At 68.5% G+C, this 18,357-nt stretch carries 38 protein-coding genes and 1 pseudogene; 5 read left to right on the forward strand and 34 right to left on the reverse strand.

Annotated features, from left to right (window positions below):
• Positions 1-445: 445 nt before the first annotated feature.
• The 4 genes from ACFY7H_RS13140 to ACFY7H_RS13155 all read right to left on the reverse strand — a co-directional run bounded on the left by ACFY7H_RS13140 (position 446) and on the right by ACFY7H_RS13155 (position 1,872).
• Positions 446-844, reverse strand: coding sequence for a hypothetical protein (locus ACFY7H_RS13140; protein ID WP_388937406.1), 399 nt, complete (start codon positions 842-844; stop codon positions 446-448).
• Positions 845-890: 46 nt separating this feature from the next.
• Positions 891-1,133 carry a hypothetical protein gene (locus ACFY7H_RS13145; protein WP_388937408.1) on the reverse strand — a complete coding sequence of 81 codons (243 nt, stop codon included), beginning with the start codon at positions 1,131-1,133 and terminating at the stop codon, positions 891-893.
• A gap of 17 nt (positions 1,134-1,150) precedes the next feature.
• Complete coding sequence (locus ACFY7H_RS13150) at positions 1,151-1,429, reverse strand: hypothetical protein (protein ID WP_388937411.1); 279 nt, start codon at positions 1,427-1,429, stop codon at positions 1,151-1,153.
• 149 nt (positions 1,430-1,578) lie between these two features.
• Positions 1,579-1,872, reverse strand: coding sequence for a hypothetical protein (locus tag ACFY7H_RS13155; RefSeq protein WP_388937413.1), 294 nt, complete (start codon positions 1,870-1,872; stop codon positions 1,579-1,581).
• An 895-nt stretch (positions 1,873-2,767) separates the two neighbouring features.
• Between ACFY7H_RS13155 and ACFY7H_RS13160 the strand changes: the two genes are divergently transcribed.
• Positions 2,768-2,950, forward strand: coding sequence for a hypothetical protein (locus ACFY7H_RS13160; RefSeq protein ID WP_388937416.1), 183 nt, complete (start codon positions 2,768-2,770; stop codon positions 2,948-2,950).
• On the opposite strand, the gene ACFY7H_RS13165 is transcribed toward ACFY7H_RS13160, so the two are convergent.
• The 30 genes from ACFY7H_RS13165 to ACFY7H_RS13310 form a co-directional block, all read right to left on the reverse strand.
• Entirely contained in the window at positions 2,947-3,555 is a 609-nt protein-coding gene (locus ACFY7H_RS13165) for a hypothetical protein (protein WP_388937419.1), read from the reverse strand. The genes ACFY7H_RS13160 and ACFY7H_RS13165 overlap by 4 nt on opposite strands.
• A 32-nt stretch (positions 3,556-3,587) precedes the next feature.
• The gene (locus tag ACFY7H_RS13170; RefSeq protein WP_388937421.1) at positions 3,588-3,839 is read right to left on the reverse strand and encodes a hypothetical protein; all 252 of its coding nucleotides are present in this window, start codon (positions 3,837-3,839) and stop codon (positions 3,588-3,590) included.
• Positions 3,836-4,066, reverse strand: a complete 231-nt coding sequence (locus ACFY7H_RS13175; RefSeq protein WP_388937424.1) for a hypothetical protein — start codon at positions 4,064-4,066, stop codon at positions 3,836-3,838. Before ACFY7H_RS13175 ends, ACFY7H_RS13170 begins: the two co-directional genes overlap by 4 nt.
• A complete protein-coding gene (locus ACFY7H_RS13180; protein ID WP_388937426.1) occupies positions 4,063-4,194 on the reverse strand; it encodes a hypothetical protein in 132 nt (43 codons plus the stop codon). Before ACFY7H_RS13180 ends, ACFY7H_RS13175 begins: the two co-directional genes overlap by 4 nt.
• A gap of 41 nt (positions 4,195-4,235) precedes the next feature.
• Positions 4,236-4,367, reverse strand: coding sequence for a hypothetical protein (locus tag ACFY7H_RS13185; RefSeq protein WP_388937427.1), 132 nt, complete (start codon positions 4,365-4,367; stop codon positions 4,236-4,238).
• Between the two features lie 83 nt (positions 4,368-4,450).
• On the reverse strand, positions 4,451-4,672 hold the full coding sequence (locus ACFY7H_RS13190) for a hypothetical protein (RefSeq protein ID WP_388937428.1): 222 nt from the start codon (positions 4,670-4,672) through the stop codon (positions 4,451-4,453).
• An 8-nt stretch (positions 4,673-4,680) separates the two neighbouring features.
• Positions 4,681-4,872 (reverse strand): hypothetical protein, encoded by a 192-nt coding sequence (locus ACFY7H_RS13195; RefSeq protein ID WP_388937430.1) that lies wholly within the window; start codon positions 4,870-4,872, stop codon positions 4,681-4,683.
• A 150-nt stretch (positions 4,873-5,022) separates the two neighbouring features.
• Positions 5,023-5,472, reverse strand: a complete 450-nt coding sequence (locus tag ACFY7H_RS13200; protein WP_388937432.1) for a response regulator transcription factor — start codon at positions 5,470-5,472, stop codon at positions 5,023-5,025.
• Complete coding sequence (locus ACFY7H_RS13205; RefSeq protein WP_388937434.1) at positions 5,358-5,786, reverse strand: DUF4326 domain-containing protein; 429 nt, start codon at positions 5,784-5,786, stop codon at positions 5,358-5,360. Before ACFY7H_RS13205 ends, ACFY7H_RS13200 begins: the two co-directional genes overlap by 115 nt.
• Positions 5,787-5,857: 71 nt before the next feature.
• Positions 5,858-6,229: a hypothetical protein gene (locus tag ACFY7H_RS13210; protein ID WP_388937435.1), complete on the reverse strand. Its 372-nt coding sequence runs from the start codon at positions 6,227-6,229 to the stop codon at positions 5,858-5,860.
• Entirely contained in the window at positions 6,229-6,492 is a 264-nt protein-coding gene (locus ACFY7H_RS13215; protein ID WP_388937437.1) for a hypothetical protein, read from the reverse strand. The genes ACFY7H_RS13210 and ACFY7H_RS13215 overlap by 1 nt, the downstream gene beginning before the upstream one ends.
• Positions 6,489-6,803 carry a hypothetical protein gene (locus ACFY7H_RS13220; protein WP_388937439.1) on the reverse strand — a complete coding sequence of 105 codons (315 nt, stop codon included), beginning with the start codon at positions 6,801-6,803 and terminating at the stop codon, positions 6,489-6,491. Before ACFY7H_RS13220 ends, ACFY7H_RS13215 begins: the two co-directional genes overlap by 4 nt.
• Complete coding sequence (locus ACFY7H_RS13225; RefSeq protein WP_388937440.1) at positions 6,800-7,096, reverse strand: hypothetical protein; 297 nt, start codon at positions 7,094-7,096, stop codon at positions 6,800-6,802. Before ACFY7H_RS13225 ends, ACFY7H_RS13220 begins: the two co-directional genes overlap by 4 nt.
• Complete coding sequence (locus tag ACFY7H_RS13230) at positions 7,093-7,758, reverse strand: hypothetical protein (RefSeq protein ID WP_388937441.1); 666 nt, start codon at positions 7,756-7,758, stop codon at positions 7,093-7,095. The genes ACFY7H_RS13225 and ACFY7H_RS13230 overlap by 4 nt, the downstream gene beginning before the upstream one ends.
• A complete protein-coding gene (locus ACFY7H_RS13235; protein ID WP_388937443.1) occupies positions 7,755-8,645 on the reverse strand; it encodes a hypothetical protein in 891 nt (296 codons plus the stop codon). Before ACFY7H_RS13235 ends, ACFY7H_RS13230 begins: the two co-directional genes overlap by 4 nt.
• Before the next feature lie 44 nt (positions 8,646-8,689).
• The gene (locus ACFY7H_RS13240) at positions 8,690-9,631 is read right to left on the reverse strand and encodes a DNA cytosine methyltransferase (protein WP_388937445.1); all 942 of its coding nucleotides are present in this window, start codon (positions 9,629-9,631) and stop codon (positions 8,690-8,692) included.
• Positions 9,631-10,497, reverse strand: a complete 867-nt coding sequence (locus tag ACFY7H_RS13245) for a hypothetical protein (protein WP_388937447.1) — start codon at positions 10,495-10,497, stop codon at positions 9,631-9,633. The genes ACFY7H_RS13240 and ACFY7H_RS13245 overlap by 1 nt, the downstream gene beginning before the upstream one ends.
• Positions 10,494-10,754: a hypothetical protein gene (locus ACFY7H_RS13250; protein WP_388937449.1), complete on the reverse strand. Its 261-nt coding sequence runs from the start codon at positions 10,752-10,754 to the stop codon at positions 10,494-10,496. Before ACFY7H_RS13250 ends, ACFY7H_RS13245 begins: the two co-directional genes overlap by 4 nt.
• A complete protein-coding gene (locus tag ACFY7H_RS13255; protein ID WP_388937451.1) occupies positions 10,751-11,119 on the reverse strand; it encodes a hypothetical protein in 369 nt (122 codons plus the stop codon). The genes ACFY7H_RS13250 and ACFY7H_RS13255 overlap by 4 nt, the downstream gene beginning before the upstream one ends.
• A 76-nt stretch (positions 11,120-11,195) precedes the next feature.
• On the reverse strand, positions 11,196-11,981 hold the full coding sequence (locus ACFY7H_RS13260; protein ID WP_388937453.1) for a recombinase RecT: 786 nt from the start codon (positions 11,979-11,981) through the stop codon (positions 11,196-11,198).
• Positions 11,978-12,955, reverse strand: a complete 978-nt coding sequence (locus ACFY7H_RS13265) for a YqaJ viral recombinase family protein (RefSeq protein ID WP_388937454.1) — start codon at positions 12,953-12,955, stop codon at positions 11,978-11,980. Before ACFY7H_RS13265 ends, ACFY7H_RS13260 begins: the two co-directional genes overlap by 4 nt.
• Complete coding sequence (locus ACFY7H_RS13270; protein ID WP_388937456.1) at positions 12,955-13,278, reverse strand: hypothetical protein; 324 nt, start codon at positions 13,276-13,278, stop codon at positions 12,955-12,957. Before ACFY7H_RS13270 ends, ACFY7H_RS13265 begins: the two co-directional genes overlap by 1 nt.
• 108 nt (positions 13,279-13,386) lie before the next feature.
• Positions 13,387-13,776 (reverse strand): hypothetical protein, encoded by a 390-nt coding sequence (locus ACFY7H_RS13275; protein ID WP_388937458.1) that lies wholly within the window; start codon positions 13,774-13,776, stop codon positions 13,387-13,389.
• Positions 13,773-14,114: a hypothetical protein gene (locus ACFY7H_RS13280; RefSeq protein WP_388937460.1), complete on the reverse strand. Its 342-nt coding sequence runs from the start codon at positions 14,112-14,114 to the stop codon at positions 13,773-13,775. The genes ACFY7H_RS13275 and ACFY7H_RS13280 overlap by 4 nt, the downstream gene beginning before the upstream one ends.
• Positions 14,111-14,455, reverse strand: coding sequence for a hypothetical protein (locus ACFY7H_RS13285; RefSeq protein WP_388937461.1), 345 nt, complete (start codon positions 14,453-14,455; stop codon positions 14,111-14,113). The genes ACFY7H_RS13280 and ACFY7H_RS13285 overlap by 4 nt, the downstream gene beginning before the upstream one ends.
• Before the next feature lie 90 nt (positions 14,456-14,545).
• A complete protein-coding gene (locus tag ACFY7H_RS13290) occupies positions 14,546-14,788 on the reverse strand; it encodes a hypothetical protein (RefSeq protein WP_388937462.1) in 243 nt (80 codons plus the stop codon).
• Positions 14,785-14,985 (reverse strand): hypothetical protein, encoded by a 201-nt coding sequence (locus ACFY7H_RS13295; RefSeq protein WP_388937464.1) that lies wholly within the window; start codon positions 14,983-14,985, stop codon positions 14,785-14,787. Before ACFY7H_RS13295 ends, ACFY7H_RS13290 begins: the two co-directional genes overlap by 4 nt.
• Complete coding sequence (locus ACFY7H_RS13300; RefSeq protein ID WP_388937465.1) at positions 14,982-15,191, reverse strand: hypothetical protein; 210 nt, start codon at positions 15,189-15,191, stop codon at positions 14,982-14,984. The genes ACFY7H_RS13295 and ACFY7H_RS13300 overlap by 4 nt, the downstream gene beginning before the upstream one ends.
• Before the next feature lie 96 nt (positions 15,192-15,287).
• On the reverse strand, positions 15,288-15,596 hold the full coding sequence (locus ACFY7H_RS13305; RefSeq protein ID WP_388937467.1) for a hypothetical protein: 309 nt from the start codon (positions 15,594-15,596) through the stop codon (positions 15,288-15,290).
• A 1-nt stretch (position 15,597) separates the two neighbouring features.
• A complete protein-coding gene (locus ACFY7H_RS13310) occupies positions 15,598-15,840 on the reverse strand; it encodes a helix-turn-helix domain-containing protein (protein ID WP_388937469.1) in 243 nt (80 codons plus the stop codon).
• A gap of 162 nt (positions 15,841-16,002) precedes the next feature.
• Between ACFY7H_RS13310 and ACFY7H_RS13315 the strand changes: the two genes are divergently transcribed.
• The 4 genes and pseudogenes from ACFY7H_RS13315 to ACFY7H_RS13330 form a co-directional block, all read left to right on the forward strand.
• Positions 16,003-16,452, forward strand: a complete 450-nt coding sequence (locus ACFY7H_RS13315) for a helix-turn-helix transcriptional regulator (RefSeq protein WP_388937470.1) — start codon at positions 16,003-16,005, stop codon at positions 16,450-16,452.
• Positions 16,453-16,601: 149 nt separating this feature from the next.
• Complete coding sequence (locus tag ACFY7H_RS13320; RefSeq protein WP_388937471.1) at positions 16,602-16,799, forward strand: hypothetical protein; 198 nt, start codon at positions 16,602-16,604, stop codon at positions 16,797-16,799.
• A 78-nt stretch (positions 16,800-16,877) separates the two neighbouring features.
• Positions 16,878-18,272, forward strand: a complete 1,395-nt coding sequence (locus ACFY7H_RS13325) for an integrase (protein ID WP_388937472.1) — start codon at positions 16,878-16,880, stop codon at positions 18,270-18,272.
• Positions 18,263-18,357, forward strand: a pseudogene (locus ACFY7H_RS13330) (undecaprenyl-diphosphatase); the annotation flags it as partial. The gene ACFY7H_RS13325 and the pseudogene ACFY7H_RS13330, both read left to right, overlap by 10 nt.

An 18,357-nucleotide genomic window follows, 5' to 3' on the forward strand; every position in this document is an offset into this window, starting at 1 on the left:
CGGTGGTTCACTGCCAGCGTTCAGGGGGTTGGTGTGGTCGTTTGTCCGCAGGCCGATTGCGGTTCGTCGAATGTCGTGGATTTGCCGCACTACTGGCAGTCGCTCCCTGCCGAGTCTCCGCTGAAGGCGAGCTACGCGCCGCCAGCGGGGCCGGCGGCGAGCTACTGGGCGTCGTTGGCGGTGGTGGCGCTGGGGATTGTGACGGCCGCGTCGGGTGGGGTGGTGCTGGGCCTGGCGGTGGTCGTGGCCGGTGCCGTTTGGGGGGCGTTCATATTCAGGAAGGCCTCGAAGGTGGCATCCCGGTTGGAGCGGTGGCGCGGATTGCACGTCTGTCTTGCCTGCACGCACAGGTTCTGATCGCGCCTTGGGGATCAGATCGCGCTCAGTGCCTGACCCCGGACAGCAGTGAAGGCCCCGCCCGGTTGGGCGGGGCCTTCGTCATGCGTCAGCGCTGCGGGTCGAACGTCGGAGCTTCGGCATGCAGGTCGCTGGCCGGCATCTTGAGGATGGTCTTGTGGTACTCGCCCTTGTTGTCGTCGGCGAAGGCGTGTTCGGCGTTGTAGGCCACCTGCTTGAGGAAGTCACCCAGTTCTTCCCACATGAGGAGCCATTCGCCTTCGGGGTACTGGCGCTTGAGCCAGACGTCGAGGGCTCTGTCACAGGCGCCTTTGTGGGCTGCGAAGAGTGGGGTGTGCTGAATGTCGGAGCCATCGGCGAGGCTTCCCATCCGCCTGCCCCAGACGAGGTTGCCACTGCCGTGGACTTGTTGCCGGCAGGCGTCACAGACGACGGTGGCGCAGTGCATGGCTTCGGGGGGTCCACTGCGGGGGACGAATTCGATCACGGCGGCGCCTTTCGCTGGGGCCCATCTACGGGCGGGCAGGCCTTCGTCATGCGAGGTAGTCGAGCTGGAGGACGGCGATGGTCCGGGTCTGGTGTCCGATGAGGAGGATGGCCCGAACTTCTGGCGTGATGATCTGCCGCACGACCTTCTCGTCGACGCCGTAGGGGTGTGTCGCGTCGTGGGGCCGTTCGCAGGCGAGGGCGAGTGCTCTGCCGAGGTTGTCGCTGGCCTGTGGCGGGAGCGCGTCCCAGACGGCTTCGGCGGCAGGGTCCACTTTCAGTGCGTACACACCTGAATACTGTCAGCTTACGCGGCGCCGCGTGCAGCCCCGGTTTCGTCGAGGATCCGGTGGGTGGCGTCGGTCCATTCGCCGGGGAGTTGTTCACCGCGCTCGTCGTATTGGGCGAGTTCGCGTGCACGTTCGACGGCCAGCAGCGTGTTCTTGGCGATGCGTTCCCACTTGGCGAAGACGCCAAGCAGTTCGTGTGCCGGAGCCCGGTTGATCTCAGCGAGGAATCGCTGGGCGAGGTCTGGGCTGCCGAGGGCCTCGCAGATCCGCTCGATGGTCCAGGGGATCTCGCCCACGCCCGCCTCCACTCATTGCAACCGGTGCGACCACGGTATCGCAGGAGGCAAGCGGTAGCGGGCTAACGGCCCGGTGAGCAGTTCCCGGTGCCCGGCCCGCGGGAGCCCCCCGTCGGCGGCGGGGGGCTCGGTCACGAACTTTGAGCCGACTAGCGGCTGGAGTCCGTGGGGATGTCGGGGCCCTTCACCTCCCTGCCGATCCGTTCGAAGAACCGGTCGACGGCGTTTCGCCATCCGCGGTGGACCCGGACGCCGGCGAGGTACGCGAGGGCGCCGAGGGCGGCGGCGAGCGCCGTTCCCTTCACGATGTCCGTCGCGCGGGCGTCGGGGAGCTTGGCGTCCATGGCGAACGCCGCGGCTGCCAGGAGGCAGACGGCGACGCAGATGGCGCGGAGCTTGCGGGTCTCGGCACTGGACGCCGACCCTCTCTGATTAATCGTCAATTTGACCTCATAGTGCGGGATTCCGAGTGCCTCGACTCGCCCGGGGCAAGGGGTCGTCAAGGTCACGCTCGGAGCATGGAGTGGCGTCGGCCGAATGCGCAAGCTGATTCAGCGCACAGCAAACAGGTGTAGCGCCTGACCACGAGATGTGGTAGGCGCTATCGGTCCCGCGCGTCTGACCCTGAGACCAATCCGTTGCCCCGGGCGATCAGTTGTCAGACAGCTGCAGTGTCGCGCCTTCACTCACTTCATTGGGGAAGCGAGGTCGGCGTGCTCTCACTCACTTCATTGATGAAGTGAGCAAGCCGTCGGCACTGCGTTGGTGCTCTATGAAGTTGTGGCGAGCATACGAGCAAGCAAGATGTCCTGGCAAGGAACATCGGCAATGCTTCTGGCCGATTGACGAAGCATCCAGCGTCAAAGATCCGAGTCTCCCAGTCGGACGCAGAAGATTCTGACCAGCGAGTTTGCCGCATCCTGCTGTCTCTCGACTGTGGAACCGCTGGCGTCGAGTACCTTGTCCAACCATAGGCAGAGAACCCAGTTTGCTGTGACGGCGACAAGCGCTGGCTCGGTCAACGAGACAGCGACAGGTCCTGATCGCTCGAGCGCCTTCTTGCAGGTCAGGGGACTACTGGCTCTGGCCTAGCGCTGCGTTGGCGTCAGCGTTCTGGACGTCTCTTGGTCGTCGGTTGGAGCAAGCCACTGTGCTGCTGACTCCAGCGAACCTTCACCCTTCTGTCTGTCAGGCCTCTCGATGTGGGACCAGGAGACGCTGCTGTGATCCCTGGCCTACCTGGAACCAGGCGAGACGAACGACCTACGGAGTCACTGGCTAGCCAGCCCTGCGTGACTGCTGCCCCACTGCTCCGTTGTCTCCGGCATGGATGAGGGTGTGCTGGACCTGTTGGATTCGCTGCTGGACGGCGTGCCTGAGCCTCGTCTTCGGCTGCTGGCTGAGGACGAGGCTCGGGCGTTGATGATCCTGTTGGGGGTGCTGGAGGTGGAGGCCTTGTCGGAGGATGTCCGCCGGGCTGCTGGGGACATGCGGTTCCGGATTGGCTCCCGGCTGGCTTAGGCCGCGGTCCGCTGAGCCATCGGCAGCCGCAGCACGTCGGCGTGCCCGTACTGCGTCTCGCATCCGCCGCATCGGACGCCAGGGGTGTCGAGGGTGACGCGGAGAACCTGGCCGCAGGGGCAGGCGACGGGGATCCGGCGGGCCGGCCGTTCCCCGGTGATGAGCCGGCGGGCTTGACCGGCTATCTGCCTGATCTCGTCGCCGAGCTCCTTGGCTGCGGGATGGCTGTCGCAGATCCAGGCGAGCTGGTTTTGGAGGAAGGCGGCGGCGCCGTCGACGTCTTGTTGGATGCTGCCGCGGAAGGGGCGTTCCTCCCAGTCGAGGGTGTCGCGCACGTCGTCTTCCCAGCTGGTGAGGACGCCTTGGATGCCGCCGCGGGCTCTGAGGTCGAGTGCGTCGAGGCTGCACGGGAGGGGTGCGGTGCGGGTTCCGCCGCGGGTTTGGTCGCCGCGCCGGCTGGGCTGGAGTGCGTCGCCGAGCTGCCGGTACAGGGCGGGTAGTTCGGCGAGGTCTTCGTAGACGTGCTGCCGGCAGCTGGCGTGGACGGTGTCGCGGCTGGGCTTGAGGCAGAGGGTGCAGGGCCAGGACTGTGGGGTCTCGATCACGGGTGGCTCCTCGTGCGGGTGGCGCGGGCGGGTCAGGCGTTCTGGCGGCTGGCTTCGTGCTGGAGGTACATGGCGAGTGCGGCGCCGATCTGCTGGCTGTGGGCGCTGGGCTGCTGAGGCTGGCCGGCGGCGTGCCAGTCGGCGAGGAGGCCGCGGAGGGCGGCCATGTACAGGCCGCAGGCGTCGCAGAGGTCGTCGCCGGCCGTGGGCGCGACGCCACCACGTCCGCCGCGCGGGCAGTAGCCGGTGTCGGCGTCGCCGCCCCAGTCGATCGGCTCGGTCATCGGCCGGCCCCGTCGGTCTCGAGGACGTAGCCGGTGCGGCGGGGCTTGCCAGCCTTCGTCAGATTGGTGGCGTGGAGAGCGGTCACCTGGATCCAGCGGGGTCGCTTCCCGCTGACGGCGTCGACGACAAGGGCGTGGTCGTGGCCGTGGGTGTAGCCGGAGATGCGGATCCGAATGGCGTCGCGGGGGTCGGCGGATCGGTAGGTCTGGCCGGGCTGGATGGTCATCGGCTGCTCCCGTCGGGCTGAATGGCGAGCAGGGCCTGGAGGGCGGTGAGGCCGTCTGTGGTGAGGCCGATGTCGACTGACCAGGTCTGGGTGTCGAGGTAAGTGATCTCGGGGAGGTGAAGGATCACGCCGTCACCATCCGGGCTAGGGCTGATGCTGGGCTGGCCGGTCACTGCGCCTCCTCGAGGATGTAGCCGGTGCGGCGGGGCTGGCCGGTCTTGGTCAGGGGCGTGGAGTGGAGATCCCCGATCGGCACGGAGTTGAGCAGCGGGCGACGGTTGGCTACGTCCTCGGCCTTCACTGTGCTGGCACCTACCGTTCGGATCCGGATCCGGAAGCCGAGGGATCGGGGATTGCAGGAGCGGTAAATCTGACCGGGCTCAATCACAGGTACTCCTTCGAGGGCTTGATCGTGGTGATGCGGATGTCGTCGCCGAAGGGTGTCCAGGTCCGCCAGCCGCCGGCGGCGCGTCCGGCTTCGGGTTCGATGCGGCGTTCGCGTAGGGCGCGGAGCTGGTCGGCGGCGCTGGTGCGGGGCCTGGCGGGTGCCGGGTCTGCCGCGTGGCAGGGCTCCGGCACCCACAGGGCCAGCTGCTCGCTGGTCACGGGGTCGGCTACTTCTCGGATGCCGGCTGGTAGTGCCGGGGCAGGTCGCGGGTCGGGATGGTGCCGGTGGCGGGCGTGCCGTCGTGGTCGGTTTCGCCGTGGCGGGTGAAGTGGGTCCACGAGCCGACGGCGGTGATCGTGATGCGGGACGACGGCCGGCTGCGGTTCACCCACACCTGGCCGGTCTCGGGGGTGGTCATGACGGTCTCCTTCGATGTGGGTGGGGCCGGCTCCCGGGGACGGGCCTGACCGCTTGCGGTGGTGGATCGCTCAGTGGCCCTGTGAGGACCTGTGGGCGGTTCGGATGAAGTCGGGGACCGGCGAGCCGCGTTCGGGCTTCCCGTGCCCCTTCAGGCGGCTTCTCGGGCCTTCAAGGCCTCGCGCCGGGATTCCCGGTACGCCTTCTCGCCGGCTCGGCAGTCGTCGCAGTACGGGATGCGGCGCTTGCGGTGGGTCTCGTAGCCGGCGTGGTCGCCGTGGCGGAGGAACGGGCGGCCGTCGAGGAGACCGGCCCGGCAGGCGAGGAGGACGGCCTGCGGGTTGGTCTCGGCCCCGAGCCGACGGCGAAGGCGTTCGGCGTACTCGTGGACCGTCCCCGTGCTGACGTCCCATTGGGTTGCGATCTGCACCAGCGTTCGCCCTTGGGCCATGAGGCCCAGGACCTCGCGCTCCGTCCTGGGCATCTTCACGACTGGCCGCCGTACATGGGCTCGTCGCCGTCGTTGACACGCTGGACGTCGACGCGGGAGCGGATCCAGGTGATCCGCTCGGCGAGTTCCGCCTCGGGGAGGTTGGCCCATCGGAGGAGTACGTCGGCGTGGCAGGCCTGGTCGGGGCGGCAGGTGCAGGCGAGGTCTTTGCCGCGGAGCGTCGGGAGTGCGGTGAGGATGCGCTCGCGCCGCTGGTCGCTTTCGTCGGTGGGTGATCCGAAGCGGCTGCCTCGGAGCCAGGTCGCGAAGTAGTCGGCGGCTGCCGCGTGCGGATCGACGTAGCCCATCTCCTCCATGGTCCCGACCTTGCACGGGTTGCCGTACCGGCTGGGTCGGCTGACGATCACGCAGTTGTCGGGCTTGCGCCACCCGGTGGTGCGCTTGCGCTGGATGCGGTTCGGCATCGGGGTCTCCTGTCCGTGAGAGGCTCTAGGTGCGGACGCCCTCGCTTACCTCGAGGGCGTCCGTCCTGCGTTCAGGTGGTGCGACGAGCTCGTTCGTAGCGCTGGCGGGCAGCGATGAACTCGGCGTCGGTGCCACCGCGGTCAGGGTGGGCGGCGGCCATGGCCTGCCGGAGTTCCTGGAGGGACGCTCGCTTCGGGCTGGTGGGAATCTCTGGCGGGGCCAGGTACAGGCGCCGGAAGCGGCGGTGGTAGATCTCGCCGTCGGATTCGATTAGCTGCCGATTCACGAACGCTGGCTGGCCTCGGAATGTGAAGTAGATCCGCTTACCCGTCTTTTTCGTGATCGGATGCCGGAGGATCTTGTAGTTGCCGAGGGGGCCGTCGTCCCAGTTGGCGTCCCACAGCTCATACAGAAACTCGACAGCGGCGGGCTCGGCGCTCATCAGGCGGCCTTTCGGGTGCGGAGGTCGGCGAGGAGTGCGGCCCGGTGTCGGGCTGCGGTGGCGGGGTGGGTGCGGGGGCGGCGTCCGCTACCGGGGCAGGGGTCGTCGCCCTTGCGGTGGGGCCAGAAGCGACCGGCGTCGGTGAGGGCCCGGCTGTGGCCGCACCAAGCGCAAGTGCTGCGGGCGGGCTGCGGGGCGGGCCGGCTGCCGCCGAAGGTGCCGTCGGGGTGGGCCTCGGCGAGGAGGCGGTCGAGGGCGGTCACCGGTCGGCCTCGTCGTCGGGTAGCGGGTAGCCCGCCGCTTCGAGGCTGCGGCAGAGGTCGTCCGGGTCGAGGTCGTAGTGGGTGTCAGCAGCCTCGTACCAGTTGTCGACCACCTCAAGGATCCGGGCGGCGTCCGGGCTGAGCTTGGGCCCCGGAATGGTGACGCTGGGGTCCACGGCGCTGAGGGTTGCGGCCAGGCAGTGGCGGGCGCCCAGAGCTTCCGTGCCGGGGTCGTCGCAGTAGGCGATCAGGTCGTCGAGGGCTGCCAGGGCTCGACGGCTGTCTGCGATCAGGCGGTCGGTGTCGGTCACGCGACGTCCTCCTTGGCTTCGTTCTCGCGGGCGGGGTGATGGCCGTCGATGGGCCGGCCGTTGTCGTGGCAGGGGGTGCCGGGCGCTACCTGGCAGGTGGTGCAGACGGCGGTGGTGACGACCCAGGTGGTGATGCGGGCGGGGCAGGGGGCGGTTTTGGTGTGGCGGCCGGAGATGGTGGTGCAGCGGGCGTGGGGTGCGGCGCTGCAGTGGGGGCAGCGGTGGTCGTAGGCGGGGTGCCGGGGCCGGCCGGAGCGGAGGCTGGCGGGCATCGGGGCGGAGCGCTGGGTCATGCGGACTCCTGTTCGTTGAGTGCCTCGAGGGCGAGGCGGGACGCTTCCTTGCCGGCGGCCTCGGCTTCGGCGTCGTGTCCGGTCGGCAGGGGTTGGCCGGTGGCGAGCGCGGCTCGGATGGGGTGCGGCTCACGCATCGGTTCGCCGAGCGGGTAGCGGTCGCTGCTGCCGGGCTTCTTGCACGGTCGGCCGCGGGCGGCCTTGCAGCGGGGGCAGGCGATCCCGAGCGGGCCCGGGCGGCGGACGGCGTCCAGTTCGGGGTTCGGCTGCTTGGGGATGTGCTGGGTGATGCCGGCCAGGAGCTGCTTCATCGGCCGGGGCTTGAGTTCCAGGCCATCCGCTGCCCGGTACCGCTGGGCGCGCAGGGCGGCGATGTAGGCCACCGGGTCGTCGGGGTCGGCGTCCGGCACCTCGGCAGGAAGGCCGGGCCCCTGGAAGTCGGAGGCGTTCTCTGCTCGCTGCTGCTCGATGACCTCGATGATCTCGGCGGGGCTGATGAAGGGCTGCCGCCTGGCCACCGTGGCGGCAGCCCGCCGGGCCGCGGTCAGGGGGTAGTCGCCAAGGACGTCATGCCAGGCGTCGGGGGTGTACTCGTCGAACTTCTGCTGGGGGCACAGCGCCCGCACGTAGCGGGCGAGGACCACAGTCTCGTCAGGTGTCATGAGATCTCCTGCTGCTGCATGCGGGCTTTGGCGCGCTGCATGGCGCGGTCGAAGAGGTCGTCGGTGTCTTGCTGCTGGCGGCTGTGGGCGGTCCCGGGAACGGCGCGGAGACCGGGGCGGCCGTCGGTCTCGGGGTACTCGTCGAAGTACCGCTCGTTGCGCAGCCAGTTCGCGGCGAAGGCGATGAAGCGGGGTTCGGTGTCGACCTGCTGCCGGGCGTAAGCCTGGGCTTTGTCGACGATCTGAGCGGGGTCCGCGCCGCGGTGCATGGCGGCAACCCATTCGGTCTTGGCCCGGCCGCGGTCGATCTTCTTCGGGTAGTTGAGCCAGAAGGCGCCGAAGGCTTCGAGGTGCTCAGTCACCCGGGAGGAAGAAGCTTCTTCCTCCTCCTGAGGGGAGTGAGGGGATGAGGGGAAGGGGGGAGCCACGGCACCTTCACAAGGAGCCCCGGCACCTTCTGAAGGTGCCCCTGCTCCCCCTTCCGGGCTTGAGGGGGAGCCCTCGCTCTCCCTAGGGGGAGCGAGGGCTCCTTCCGAAGGAGCCACCGCTCCCCCTTCCGACCTAGGGGGAGCCACCGCTACCCCTTCGAAGAGGGGCACCTTGAACGTCATCCGGCGGCCGGGCACCGCGTATAGCAGGCGCCCGTCCTTGCCCTTGCCGATCGGCACCCGAAACTCCCAGCCGGCGGCCGACAACCGCTTCAGGGCGTTCCGCACCACGCCTTCGTCCTTGGCTCCAGTCCATAGGGCGAGCTCGTCCAGGCCGACGTAGCTCTCGCGGGTCTGGTCGTTGGCGTCGTCGGTGATCTCAAGGGCCACGGCCCGCTGCAGGCCGGTGATGTTCGGCCCGAGCGCTACCCGCAGCTTGCGGCGGAGCTCGTAACCCATGGCGTCTTCTCTCTGGCTGGCTGGTGCGGGTGGTGGTGTCGCGGTCAGGCGGCGGTGGCGAGTGCCTGCGTGAGGGCTCCGGCGGCTTCGAGGACGGCGCGGGCGAGCGGCGGCGGGACCGCATTGCCGACCTGGAGGTACTGCTGGCCCTTGCGGCCGTGGAAGTCGAGGCCGGGCCGGAAGCCCTGGAGGGCGGCACACTCGGCGACGGTGGGGGTCAGGCTGCGGATGCCGCGGTCGGCCCACCGGTCGGTGCCGATGGCCTTCCGCATGCCCTGGCGGCTGCCGTTACCGAAGGGCTCTGCGCCGCCGGTTGCGGTGCCGCCGCCAGTGACGGTGGGCGCGGGCCGCTGCGTGTACCCCCAGCCGATGGCTTCGGCCATGGAGGTATGGGGGGGCTGTCCCGGTCCACCGTGGGTGGGGGCGGGGAGGGTGACGGCCTGAAGGCGGGAGGCGATGAGGACGGCCCGCTTGCGCTGCTGGCCGAGTCCGTAGTCGGCGGCGTCCAGGACCCCGGCGACCGCGCTGTAGCCCCACCGCTGCAGGATGCCGGCGTACTGCTCCCAGACGGGGAGGACGGACGGCACCTGCTCCATGGCGATCCACTTCGGCTGGAGGTCGTAGTGCCAGCGCATCGGCTCGGCGGTGAGGATGGACCTTTCGTCGAGGCAGGCGGCATCGAGCTGCGCCCGGGTGTCCTTGCCGCGGGAGAGGTCTTCGACGGCCTGGTGGACGAGCGGCAGGTCGAGGAGGCCGAGGCCCTTGCCGGACTTCCCGAAGCCGGGGCACGGCGGGCTGTCGATCTTGCTGGTGGCGCGGCCCTTGAAAGGGTGGGTGGGGTACTGGGTGACGTCGCACTGGATGGTGCGGTGGCCCGCGGCGATCCGGGTGCGGCACGCCTGCCAATTGAGCTCGAGGCCCACTTCGCGGCTGCCGAGCGGGAGGGCTTCCGACCAGCCGATGCCGGCGAATCCGTGGACGATCATCAGGCGGCCTTTCGCATGTCGGGGAGCTTGCGGTCGCGCTTCTGGCCGGTACGGATCTCGGCCGCGACTTCGCGGACGTAGGCGGCGGAAGCTCCCGTTCGGCTTCGGATCGCCTCCGGGGCGATGCCCATACGGAGCAGGTGCTCGACGTCCACCCGCTTCGAGATCGGCTCCAACTCGGTGGAGGGCTGGAACGCGGGGCTGTCGATGTAGTCGTCGTCCCAGGCCGCAGGCGGCAGCCACCCGTTGTTCGTTGCGATCTGTCGAGCCGCATCGATGTATCGCTGCTGGACGCCCTGGGAGGCAGGGGCGACGTTCCACAACCGGTTGTAGAGATCACGCACGGCGCGGGCGGTGGTGGCCATGACCGGTGTGGTGCTGTGCATTTGGTCCCAGATGACCTTGTGGTGGGTCCGCATTGCCGCGGCGATGCGGAGCTGCGGCCAGCCGGCGGCCATGAGGGCCTGGAGCCGACGGCGGGTGCCGGCGCTGTCGACCAGGGCAGACGGTGCCACGAGGTCGAAGTTCGGGCGGACGGCGCACAGTTTGGCGGCCGTGGCGATTCGGACCCGCTTGGTGGGCGGCTTCCCGGGCTGGTAGTTGCCGTATAGGAGACGGCTGAGTCCGCCGTTGGAGACGCCGGCCAGGGTGGCGATGCGCTGCCATCCGATGCCGTAGTCCATGAGCATGCGGACGTGGGCTCGGACGGGCTCGGCGTCGACGAAGGGCTGCCACTGCCCGTAGGCCTGGAGTCGGCTGCGCTTGGCCATGTAGTCGCGGTCGGCCTTGCGGCAGGCCTCGCAGGCGCAGCCGTGCATCTTCCGGCGGCTGAGGGTGCCGTGCGGCGGGAGCGGCTTGTTGGTCACTGGTCTTCCTCCGTCCGCTGCTGCGGGATGTCGTGGTGGGTGAGGTCCCAGATGGCGATGCAGTCGGCGAGGTCGGCCGCTGCCTGGAGTCGGTCGCGTGCTGCTCGGGCTGCGGCGAGATCGGTACGGACGTCGTCTTTCGTGCGGGTGCTGTGCTCCCAGCGGCGCCGGTCTTCACGGCAGGCGCCGTGCCAGGCCCAGGCGAGGAGGAGGCCGGCGGCGAGGGTGCAGCACAGCCAGACCGTGTCGGGGCTCATGCCGCCCTCCGCAGGCGGGCGGCCGAGCTGCGGGTGGCGACCTCAATGCCCTTGCTGGTGAGCTGCCAGACCGCGATGCGATGGCCGTGGGTGCTGTCGAGGGTCGAGGGGACGACCTGCCCGGTGTGCTGGATCAGTCCGCCGGTCCGCATCGCGTTGATGGCGGCGCCGAGGAAGCCGTGACCGAGTTCGGGCAGCAGGTCGCGGATGTCGTTGGCGGAGCAGGTGCCGTAGGCGCGGAGAGCGGCGAAGACGGCCTGTTCGACGAGGAACTGATCCCACGAGGACTGGTCGGCTATCTCCTCGAGGAGGAGATCCTTGTTGGCGGAGGCGTGGCGTTCGGCGACGGTGAGGCGGCGGGTCATGGCGGTGGTCCTCTCGCGTGCTGTGTACTGGCTGGGTGGGGCGCCGCAGGTTCGGGCCGCGGCGCCCCGGGTTCCGCTAGGCGGTGATGGCCGGTGGTTCCTGCAGGTGCTCCGGCGGGACGTCGATGGCGTCGGGCTGGACGTCGGTGCGAACCGTCTCGTCGTGGGCCATGGCGCGGGCCAGCGCGGCGGACTTCGGAAGGGCCTTGAAGTGGTTGCGGAGAACCGTCTTCTTGGCCATCTCGTCGTAGTGGTTGCGCCAGGCCGGCGAGTTCGATCCGGAGGATTTCTGCCTGCGGGCCTCGACCTCGGCCGGGTACATGACCTTGAAGGTTTTGGCCCCGTTGATCAGCGTGGCGACCGAGTAGTAGGCGACCGCGTTGCCGCGAGGCCCGTCCCGGTACGGGCGGTGGGTGAGGCTCTCCTGGAGTCCTTCCTCGTGCTCGAAGAAGTCCCGCTCGTAGACGGTCTCGACCTTCAGGGACGCGGCCATCGGGTGTTGGTAGAAGAGCGTCACCATGCCCTGGTATCCGAGCTGGAACTCTGCCTGGCCCTTCCGCGGGATGATGTACGCCTCCTGCGTCGGCGAGCCGGGTTCGAACCCGAGCTGCGAGCAGGTCATCAGCGCGCCAAGGAAGGACTCGGTTGTGCAGCTGGCCAGGTCCGGGTTCTTCCGGATCAAGGTCAGGGCGATCCGCGCGATCCGGTCCGCGTCCATGTGCTTCGGCAGAACCCGGGCGATCTCGGGCTTCATGCGCTCGATCTGCTGGGCCATGGTCGGCTTCTGCTGCTCACCGGCCTGCTCGACCTGGCCCACATTCTGGGCGCGACGGGCGACTGCGTTGCTGGCGGCGGTGCTCACTGGTGCTCCTGGGGGACGTTGAGGACGCGGGTGTCCGGGCCGCGGTACGGCTCGGGGTCGAGGTCCGGGTCGATGGCGAGGGCGGCGGACTTCCACGAGATCTGGCCCTTGCGGCGCCGCCACGTGTAGGCCAGCTCGCCGCGGACGTGGACGTCGGTGCTGTCGCCGGCAATCGCCTTGAGGTGGTTCTCCGCCTCGGTCAGGGCGATGTCGGCGGCTGCGATCTGCTCCTTCGCGGAGGCCCGGATCGCCAGCCACTTCTCAACCTCGGCGGCGTCGGCGACGACGATCTGGTCGACGGGGTTGGCGTGGAGGCGGTCGAGGAGCTGGCCGGTGGCGTGGCTGCCGTCGAGCGGCGGGCGGATGCCGGACTCGACCCAGCCCCAGAACTCGTCGGCGATTGCTTCGAGGTTCGCGATTACTTCGTCGTCGCGCTGGATGCGGTGGACGATCGTTCGCTGGCCGCCGATCAGGCAGGCGGTGTAACCGAACTGCCATCCGGTAACCGCGAGCTGCCACATGACTTGCACGGTGGTGTCGACGGGAGTTTCGTCGAGCCAGTCGTTCAAGGCGTAGGAGGAGCGGGTCTTGAGCTCGACAACGCCGGGCTGGCCTTTCTCGATCGTGGCCCGGTCCAGGTTGACGATCATGTGGGGCTTGTCAGGCCGGCGGAGCGTGCCCGGGTTCTCGATGATCGGGAGGCCGGTCTGCTTGGAGAAGCGGCGGGCGACGACGGGTTCGAGCTCGTGGCCCATCTCCGCAGCCTCCGAGAGCACTGGATTGTCCAGGCGGGGCACGGTCTGGCCGGTCTTGCGGAGCCAGATTTCTGTAGGGCTGGTGTACGGGCTGAGGCCGATGATTGCGGGGAGGTCGCTGCCGCCGAGTCCCGTCAGCCGAAACGCGTTCCAGGCCTCCTGTGTGGCGCCAGGGCAGAGTGAGACGAAGGCTCCGGAGGGGAAGGTGAGCTCGACCATCAGACGGCCTTCGGGAGGACGTGGTCGACGGTGCACGGTCCGCACTCGGGGTGTCCGCAGTCGATGCCGAAGGAGTGCTCGACGGCCTGGTTCCAGGCGTAGCCCCAGTGGAGAACGACGGCGTACAGGACGGGTGAGTACTCGCTGCTGTCCCGCAGTCGAAGGTCGGCGAAGGTGGCGTTCAGCTCGGCGGCGAGTTCCAGAGCGTCAGCCAGGGCCTTCTTCTGATGGATGTCGTCCAGGCCGAGGATCCAGACGGCCCACTCCTGGTCCTCGTAGCCGACGCGCCGTCGGTTGGGCCCGAACAGGTGGTGAGTGGTCACGCTGACCCCTTTCAGGGTGTGGCGGGGTAGGGCCCTGGCGTGCAGGGCCCGGGGGCGGTGGTTGGTGCGCCGGGCCGGCTGGTCGACTCGCAGCCGGCCCGGCGGGTACTAAGCGGCGCCGGTGGTCGGCGGTGCTACGCGGTACTCGTCGACGTTGAAGAGGTCGTCGCCCGCAGGGAGCTTCTTCGTGGCGCTGCGGATCTTCCGGAGGACCGCGTCGTGGCACGGCCTGCACATCGCGGCCAGACGCTTGGCGGGCAGCCGGGCTGCGGTGGCGAAGTCGCCCTCGTTGATCGGGTCGCGCGGTACCGCGATCAGGGCGATGAGTCCGACCTTGCTGACGTGGTCGCCGTTGCTGACCTGGCAGCGCTGCTGCTGACGGGTGCGGTCGGGGTCGTGCTTCTTGCCGCAGGCGCCTTGGCACTCGCAGCGGTCTCCAGCGGCCTTCATTACTGCGGACCAGAGGGCGGCGCCGACGAGCGGCGGTCGGACGGTCATGACGCTCCTTCCGGAGTGCGGCTCGGGTTGGTACGGGCCAGCGGCGAAAGATGCAGCGGCAGAACCGGGATCGGCTGCGTCTCCGCGACCGCCGGGTGCCAGGTGAGCGAAGACACCGCGCTGGCGTTCTGACGCGTGGCCTCGACCGCCCCGGACAACTCGCCCTCGAGCTGGTTGGCCTTCGCGTCAGCGTGCTTCCGCTCGGCCGTCGCGATGGCCAGCCGGTACTGCAGGTCCGCCGCCAGCGCGCGGGCTTTCTCGAGCTGGTGCTCCAGCACGGCCACCCGGTCGACAGCACGATGCTGGCCACGGTGGCGGGTTATGGCGAGGCGGCTCACTGCGGGGCTGCCTTCGCGGCGTCCTGGCGGGCGAACTCGGCGTCGATCCAGGCCTGCGGGTCGAAGCCGAGCGCCTCGGCCGCGCCGAACGGGTCCGTCATCTCCGGCCACTCGCCTTCTTCGATGAGCTCTTCGACGAACGCGCGAACGCCTTCCGGGTCGACCTCGACGAGGCGGGCCAGCAGCCGGTGCACGCACCAGGCGGCGGCGGTACCCGAGGCCCGCTCCCACATCATCGACGGCGTGACGTCCTTTGCGACGCGCATGCCGATCACGAGGTGGGCGTTGAGGGCGAACTCGCGCAGGTCGCGGATCGGGTCGGTGGTCATGGATTCAGACACGGGCCCCCCTGAGGTAGCGGCGCCCTGCGAGGGCGAGTGCGGCGAAGAGCAGGCCCGCGAGGGCGTCCAGTACGGCGGCGTTCCGGAGGCTCATGAGGGGGCCGCCTTTTCGTCGACGTCGTCGTCCACCCCGTGGAGGTAGCCGGCGATCTCGAGGCGTGCGCTGAGCTCTTCGATCGTCGCCCGCAGCGTCACCACGGTCGTGGCCTCCTCCGGGCTGGCGAGCATGCCCGTCGCGTCCAGAGCCAGCGCGATCGTTGCCGGAACCATGGACTTCTTTTCCATCGCCCGGAAGATCACCTCGGATGCGGCGCGGATGGCCCTCGTGTTCACGACTGCCCTCCCAGGCGCAGGTAGCTGACGGGGTACGAGCCGGGGAGGCTGGCCTGCGAGTCGATGTCGAGGTGGTCGACGTCGTACTGCTGCTCGGCCACCATCAGCCGGCGCATCCGCTCGTCGGCCGCGCGCTTCAGGGCGAGCATCTGCAGGTCGGCGTCCAGGCGGGCAATCGGGGGCGTCGGGGCGGTCATCGGGCCACCTCCGTAGCCAGGGGGTACGTCGCCAGAACCTTCGCCGCGGCGTGCAGGGTCGAGATCGACCGCTCGCGGTCCTCGATCGATTCGGGCACCAGCAGCCGCCAGTGCGTCTTCCGCGTCAGCTTCGCGGCCTCGCGGATGCGATCCGGGTAGTGGGACTCGATCAGGTCCACGACCGTGTCGGGCATGATGTTGTTCACTGGTCCTCTTTTCCTTGCAGGTAGATGCAGGTGAGGGGTGGATCGGGAGGCCCTGCTGCCGGAGGTGAGATGCCGGCGGTGGGGCCGTTTGCCGCTCTAGGCGGCCGACGAGGTGCGGGACACCGAGCGCCGCCGGACGGTCCGGCGGGACTGCTGGGCAACCCCGGAAGAGCACTCGGGTACGAAATGCAGTTCGGCGATGCGGGCGAGGTTGGAGTCGCTGAACACGATGTCTCGGCCGATTCGGTGGTGCGGCCAGCCCAGCTTGTTGACCCCGTCCCGGAGCACCTTCTCCCCCTTGGTGGAGGGGTCCTCGGGGTCGCGCAGACCGATGCGGACTGCGGCGGCGGTGATGCTGTAGAAGCGTTCAAGGACGGTCAGCGAGGGCGCCTTGGTGGCGGCCATGTCACTCCTTGGGTGTGTTCTCCTCGGCGGCGAGGAGCTGGTTGTCGGTCACGCGGAGGGCAGTGCGGAGCGCCGCGTATATCCGGGGACTGGGGCGTCGCCGGTAGCCGAGTTCGAGCTGGTCCAGGTAGGCCCTGCTGATCCCGACTTCGGCAGCGCACTCGGCGAGGTCCATGCCGAGCTCCATGCGGCGTGTGCGGATTGCCGCCCCGTTCACCAAGTAGGTGGCTCGGGGTCTTTCCATGCACTGAATCTAGCGTCCGCAACTGGATGAAACTAGGGGAACCAGCGAGTAACATCGAGATTCATCCTGATTCATCTAGGTCATGGGCCCCAAAAGTGGGGAGTTCATGCAGGTCAGTAGATGTTTCTGGCCGTAGCTAGATGTAGCTGGGATGATGTACGCATGGCTGCAACCACAGAAACCCCGGCGAACCGGCTCACACTGCTCGGCGCGCTCGTTCGGCAGCGTCGCGTCGAACTGGGACTCACGCAGCAGCAGGGCGCCAAGACCTGCGGCCTCTCGAACCAGACCTACTGGAACGTCGAGAGCGGCGTGCAGGTGCGTGACACCACCTACGCCAAGGTCGAGCGGGGCTTCACCATGCGCGCCGGCTCCTGCCGGGCGGTCATCCAGGGTGCCGACTTCATCACCCTGACCGACGGGACCGAGCTCATCGCCGGCGCCCAGATCCAGCGTCCCTCCCTCGAGCGGCAAGCCGAGGACGTTCGGGCCGCCGTGAACACGGCGGCCCGCCTCGTCGTTCCGGGCATCACGCTCGGACAGGCGGACGCGATGACCGAGAAGGTTCTCGAGGAACTTCAGAAGCGCGGGATTCTGCCTACCGCCTCTTGAAACTCGGCCAATAGTCGTACAACCATGCCGCCGAGACTCATCCGCAACAACAGCAATCACACAAACTTCAACCAACCGGGCCACAACACGCGTTCGATCTGTCACGCTTGGGGAAGTACCTGGAGGGGTTCCCGAACCTAGGGGGACCTATGAGCACAGTCATCGAACTCGATCTGGGGCCTGAGCACTACGCCCACGCGGTACGGATCGGCGGGCAGATGGTGTGCATCCTGACGCCGCAAGCGGCCGACGACGAGCATGTGCAGGCACTCGTCCGCCGGTTCATGCAGAGTCAGGGTGTGGACTGCAAGTCCTGTGGGGGTTGCCCCGTTGGCAGGGCAGAGTAGGCATGCAGACGGATGAGCCGGCGGCGTGGGGTGCACGCCGGCTGTCCGAACCACTCCAGGTGAACAGAGGGGTCACGTATGCCCTTTACGGAGAAGCGCGGCAACAAGTGGCGCGTCCGGTGGTGGTCCGGCAAGCTCGACCCCGACACCGGCAAGAAGCTGTACGACAGCAAGTCAGGCTTCGATGAAGAGGCTGACGCTTACGAGTACGGCCTGGACCAAGAGTCCGCGCTCAGAAATGACCGCTACATCAGCCGGCGCGACGGCAGCACCCTCATGCGGGACTACTGCCGAACCTGGCCCGACACCCTCGACGTCGGACATCTGCGAGACAAGGCCGTGCGATCCATGCTGCGGCTGCACATCGTTCCCCGATGGGGAGACACAGCAGTCGCGGACATCAAGACGAGCATGTTCCGGGCGTGGGAGAAGCAGCTGCGCACTCAACCCACCGAAAGAGGAACGCCGCTCGGCAAGCCCTACGTCGATGAGATCATCGGTGTGTTCCGGATGCTCATGGACGATGCCGTCACGGATGAGATGCGGGCTTCCTCCCCCGTGCCTGTCGTCAACAGGCGCCGCGGCCGGTACGTGAAGAAGGCCAAGGAGAAGAAGCGCGAGATGGTGATGGAGGATGTCCTCCAGCTCGCCTCGAACGCGCTCTGCTACTGGGGTTTCCCCGGCTTCGTCTTCGTCCTCACGAAGGCGTTCACTGGCATGCGGCCCGCCGAGCTCTACGCTCTTCGGCGTGAGTACTGCCACCCGGCATGGCCTACGGCGGATCCGGACAGGGATCAGCGTCGCGAGGCCAGCGCTCGCTATGGGACGACGAACGCCCTGCCGGCCATCCGTGTTGAGTACCAGCACCAGCGGGAGAATGGCGTGGTGGGACTGTACGCACCAAAGTATGAGAGCCACCGCTCCCTGGTGATCCCCCCGTTCCTCGCCGAGCTGCACGAGATGCTGGCAGCGTCTCACGCTGGTGAGTTCGTCTTTACGGCGATCGGCGGCGGGCTCCTGGCCAACTCGAACTTCAGTTACCACTACTGGCGGCGCATCGCCGACGGCCGGGAACCCACGCCGCCCAAGCAGGGCGGCAAGGCCCGCGGCGGAGGCTCCTGGCGCCCGCTGCCGGGGTGGCCCGCCGTAGAAGCCTGGGCCGGCAAGCGGTTCTACCTGGTGCGCCACGGCCACAAGGCGTGGCTGGACGAGGACGGACACTCCCGTATCGCGACTGAGTCTCGGATGGGGCACGAGGTCGCGGGGGTCGAGGGCCTCTACTCCATGGTTACTCTGGGGATGGAGAAGCAGATCGCGGCCTCCCTGCAGTCGCGGTGGGAGCAGTGTCTGGCCCGGTTGCCCGAAGACTGGGCGCTGCCTCCATCTCCCAGTCCTCTCCCAGTTGATCTTTCTAGGTGGATGAAGCAGCAGGTCAAGTCCGCCAAAGAATCCTGGCCAGAGAGTGGTTCATGAAATTCATCTCCACCAAGAGCTTCATGCCCTTCGTCATCTACCGGATCCTGCTCGGCATCGCGTTGTTCGCGCTCATCGGCATGGG

It is taken from the genome of Streptomyces sp. NPDC012794 (assembly GCF_042901085.1).
GTDB lineage: Bacteria > Actinomycetota > Actinomycetes > Streptomycetales > Streptomycetaceae > Streptomyces.

Excerpts from the sequence above, each read along its gene's own strand:
- ACFY7H_RS13265 (WP_388937454.1), bottom strand. The coding sequence starts at position 12,955 with ATGGTCGAGCTCACCTTCCCCTCCGGAGCCTTCGTCTCACTCTGCCCT.
- ACFY7H_RS13275 (WP_388937458.1), bottom strand. The coding sequence starts at position 13,776 with ATGACCGTCCGACCGCCGCTCGTCGGCGCCGCCCTCTGGTCCGCAGTA.
- ACFY7H_RS13205 (WP_388937434.1), bottom strand. The coding sequence starts at position 5,786 with ATGCCGAACCGCATCCAGCGCAAGCGCACCACCGGGTGGCGCAAGCCC.
- ACFY7H_RS13230 (WP_388937441.1), bottom strand. The coding sequence starts at position 7,758 with ATGACACCTGACGAGACTGTGGTCCTCGCCCGCTACGTGCGGGCGCTG.
- ACFY7H_RS13170 (WP_388937421.1), bottom strand. The coding sequence starts at position 3,839 with ATGACCGAGCCGATCGACTGGGGCGGCGACGCCGACACCGGCTACTGC.
- ACFY7H_RS13250 (WP_388937449.1), bottom strand. The coding sequence starts at position 10,754 with ATGAGCCCCGACACGGTCTGGCTGTGCTGCACCCTCGCCGCCGGCCTC.
- ACFY7H_RS13315 (WP_388937470.1), top strand. The coding sequence starts at position 16,003 with ATGGCTGCAACCACAGAAACCCCGGCGAACCGGCTCACACTGCTCGGC.
- ACFY7H_RS13235 (WP_388937443.1), bottom strand. The coding sequence starts at position 8,645 with ATGGGTTACGAGCTCCGCCGCAAGCTGCGGGTAGCGCTCGGGCCGAAC.
- ACFY7H_RS13320 (WP_388937471.1), top strand. The coding sequence starts at position 16,602 with ATGAGCACAGTCATCGAACTCGATCTGGGGCCTGAGCACTACGCCCAC.
- ACFY7H_RS13255 (WP_388937451.1), bottom strand. The coding sequence starts at position 11,119 with ATGACCCGCCGCCTCACCGTCGCCGAACGCCACGCCTCCGCCAACAAG.
- ACFY7H_RS13325 (WP_388937472.1), top strand. The coding sequence starts at position 16,878 with ATGCCCTTTACGGAGAAGCGCGGCAACAAGTGGCGCGTCCGGTGGTGG.
- ACFY7H_RS13310 (WP_388937469.1), bottom strand. The coding sequence starts at position 15,840 with ATGGAAAGACCCCGAGCCACCTACTTGGTGAACGGGGCGGCAATCCGC.
- ACFY7H_RS13175 (WP_388937424.1), bottom strand. The coding sequence starts at position 4,066 with ATGACCATCCAGCCCGGCCAGACCTACCGATCCGCCGACCCCCGCGAC.
- ACFY7H_RS13305 (WP_388937467.1), bottom strand. The coding sequence starts at position 15,596 with ATGGCCGCCACCAAGGCGCCCTCGCTGACCGTCCTTGAACGCTTCTAC.
- ACFY7H_RS13200 (WP_388937432.1), bottom strand. The coding sequence starts at position 5,472 with ATGGGCCAACCTCCCCGAGGCGGAACTCGCCGAGCGGATCACCTGGAT.
- ACFY7H_RS13225 (WP_388937440.1), bottom strand. The coding sequence starts at position 7,096 with ATGACCCAGCGCTCCGCCCCGATGCCCGCCAGCCTCCGCTCCGGCCGG.
- ACFY7H_RS13295 (WP_388937464.1), bottom strand. The coding sequence starts at position 14,985 with ATGACCGCCCCGACGCCCCCGATTGCCCGCCTGGACGCCGACCTGCAG.
- ACFY7H_RS13240 (WP_388937445.1), bottom strand. The coding sequence starts at position 9,631 with ATGATCGTCCACGGATTCGCCGGCATCGGCTGGTCGGAAGCCCTCCCG.
- ACFY7H_RS13195 (WP_388937430.1), bottom strand. The coding sequence starts at position 4,872 with ATGACCACCCCCGAGACCGGCCAGGTGTGGGTGAACCGCAGCCGGCCG.
- ACFY7H_RS13210 (WP_388937435.1), bottom strand. The coding sequence starts at position 6,229 with ATGAGCGCCGAGCCCGCCGCTGTCGAGTTTCTGTATGAGCTGTGGGAC.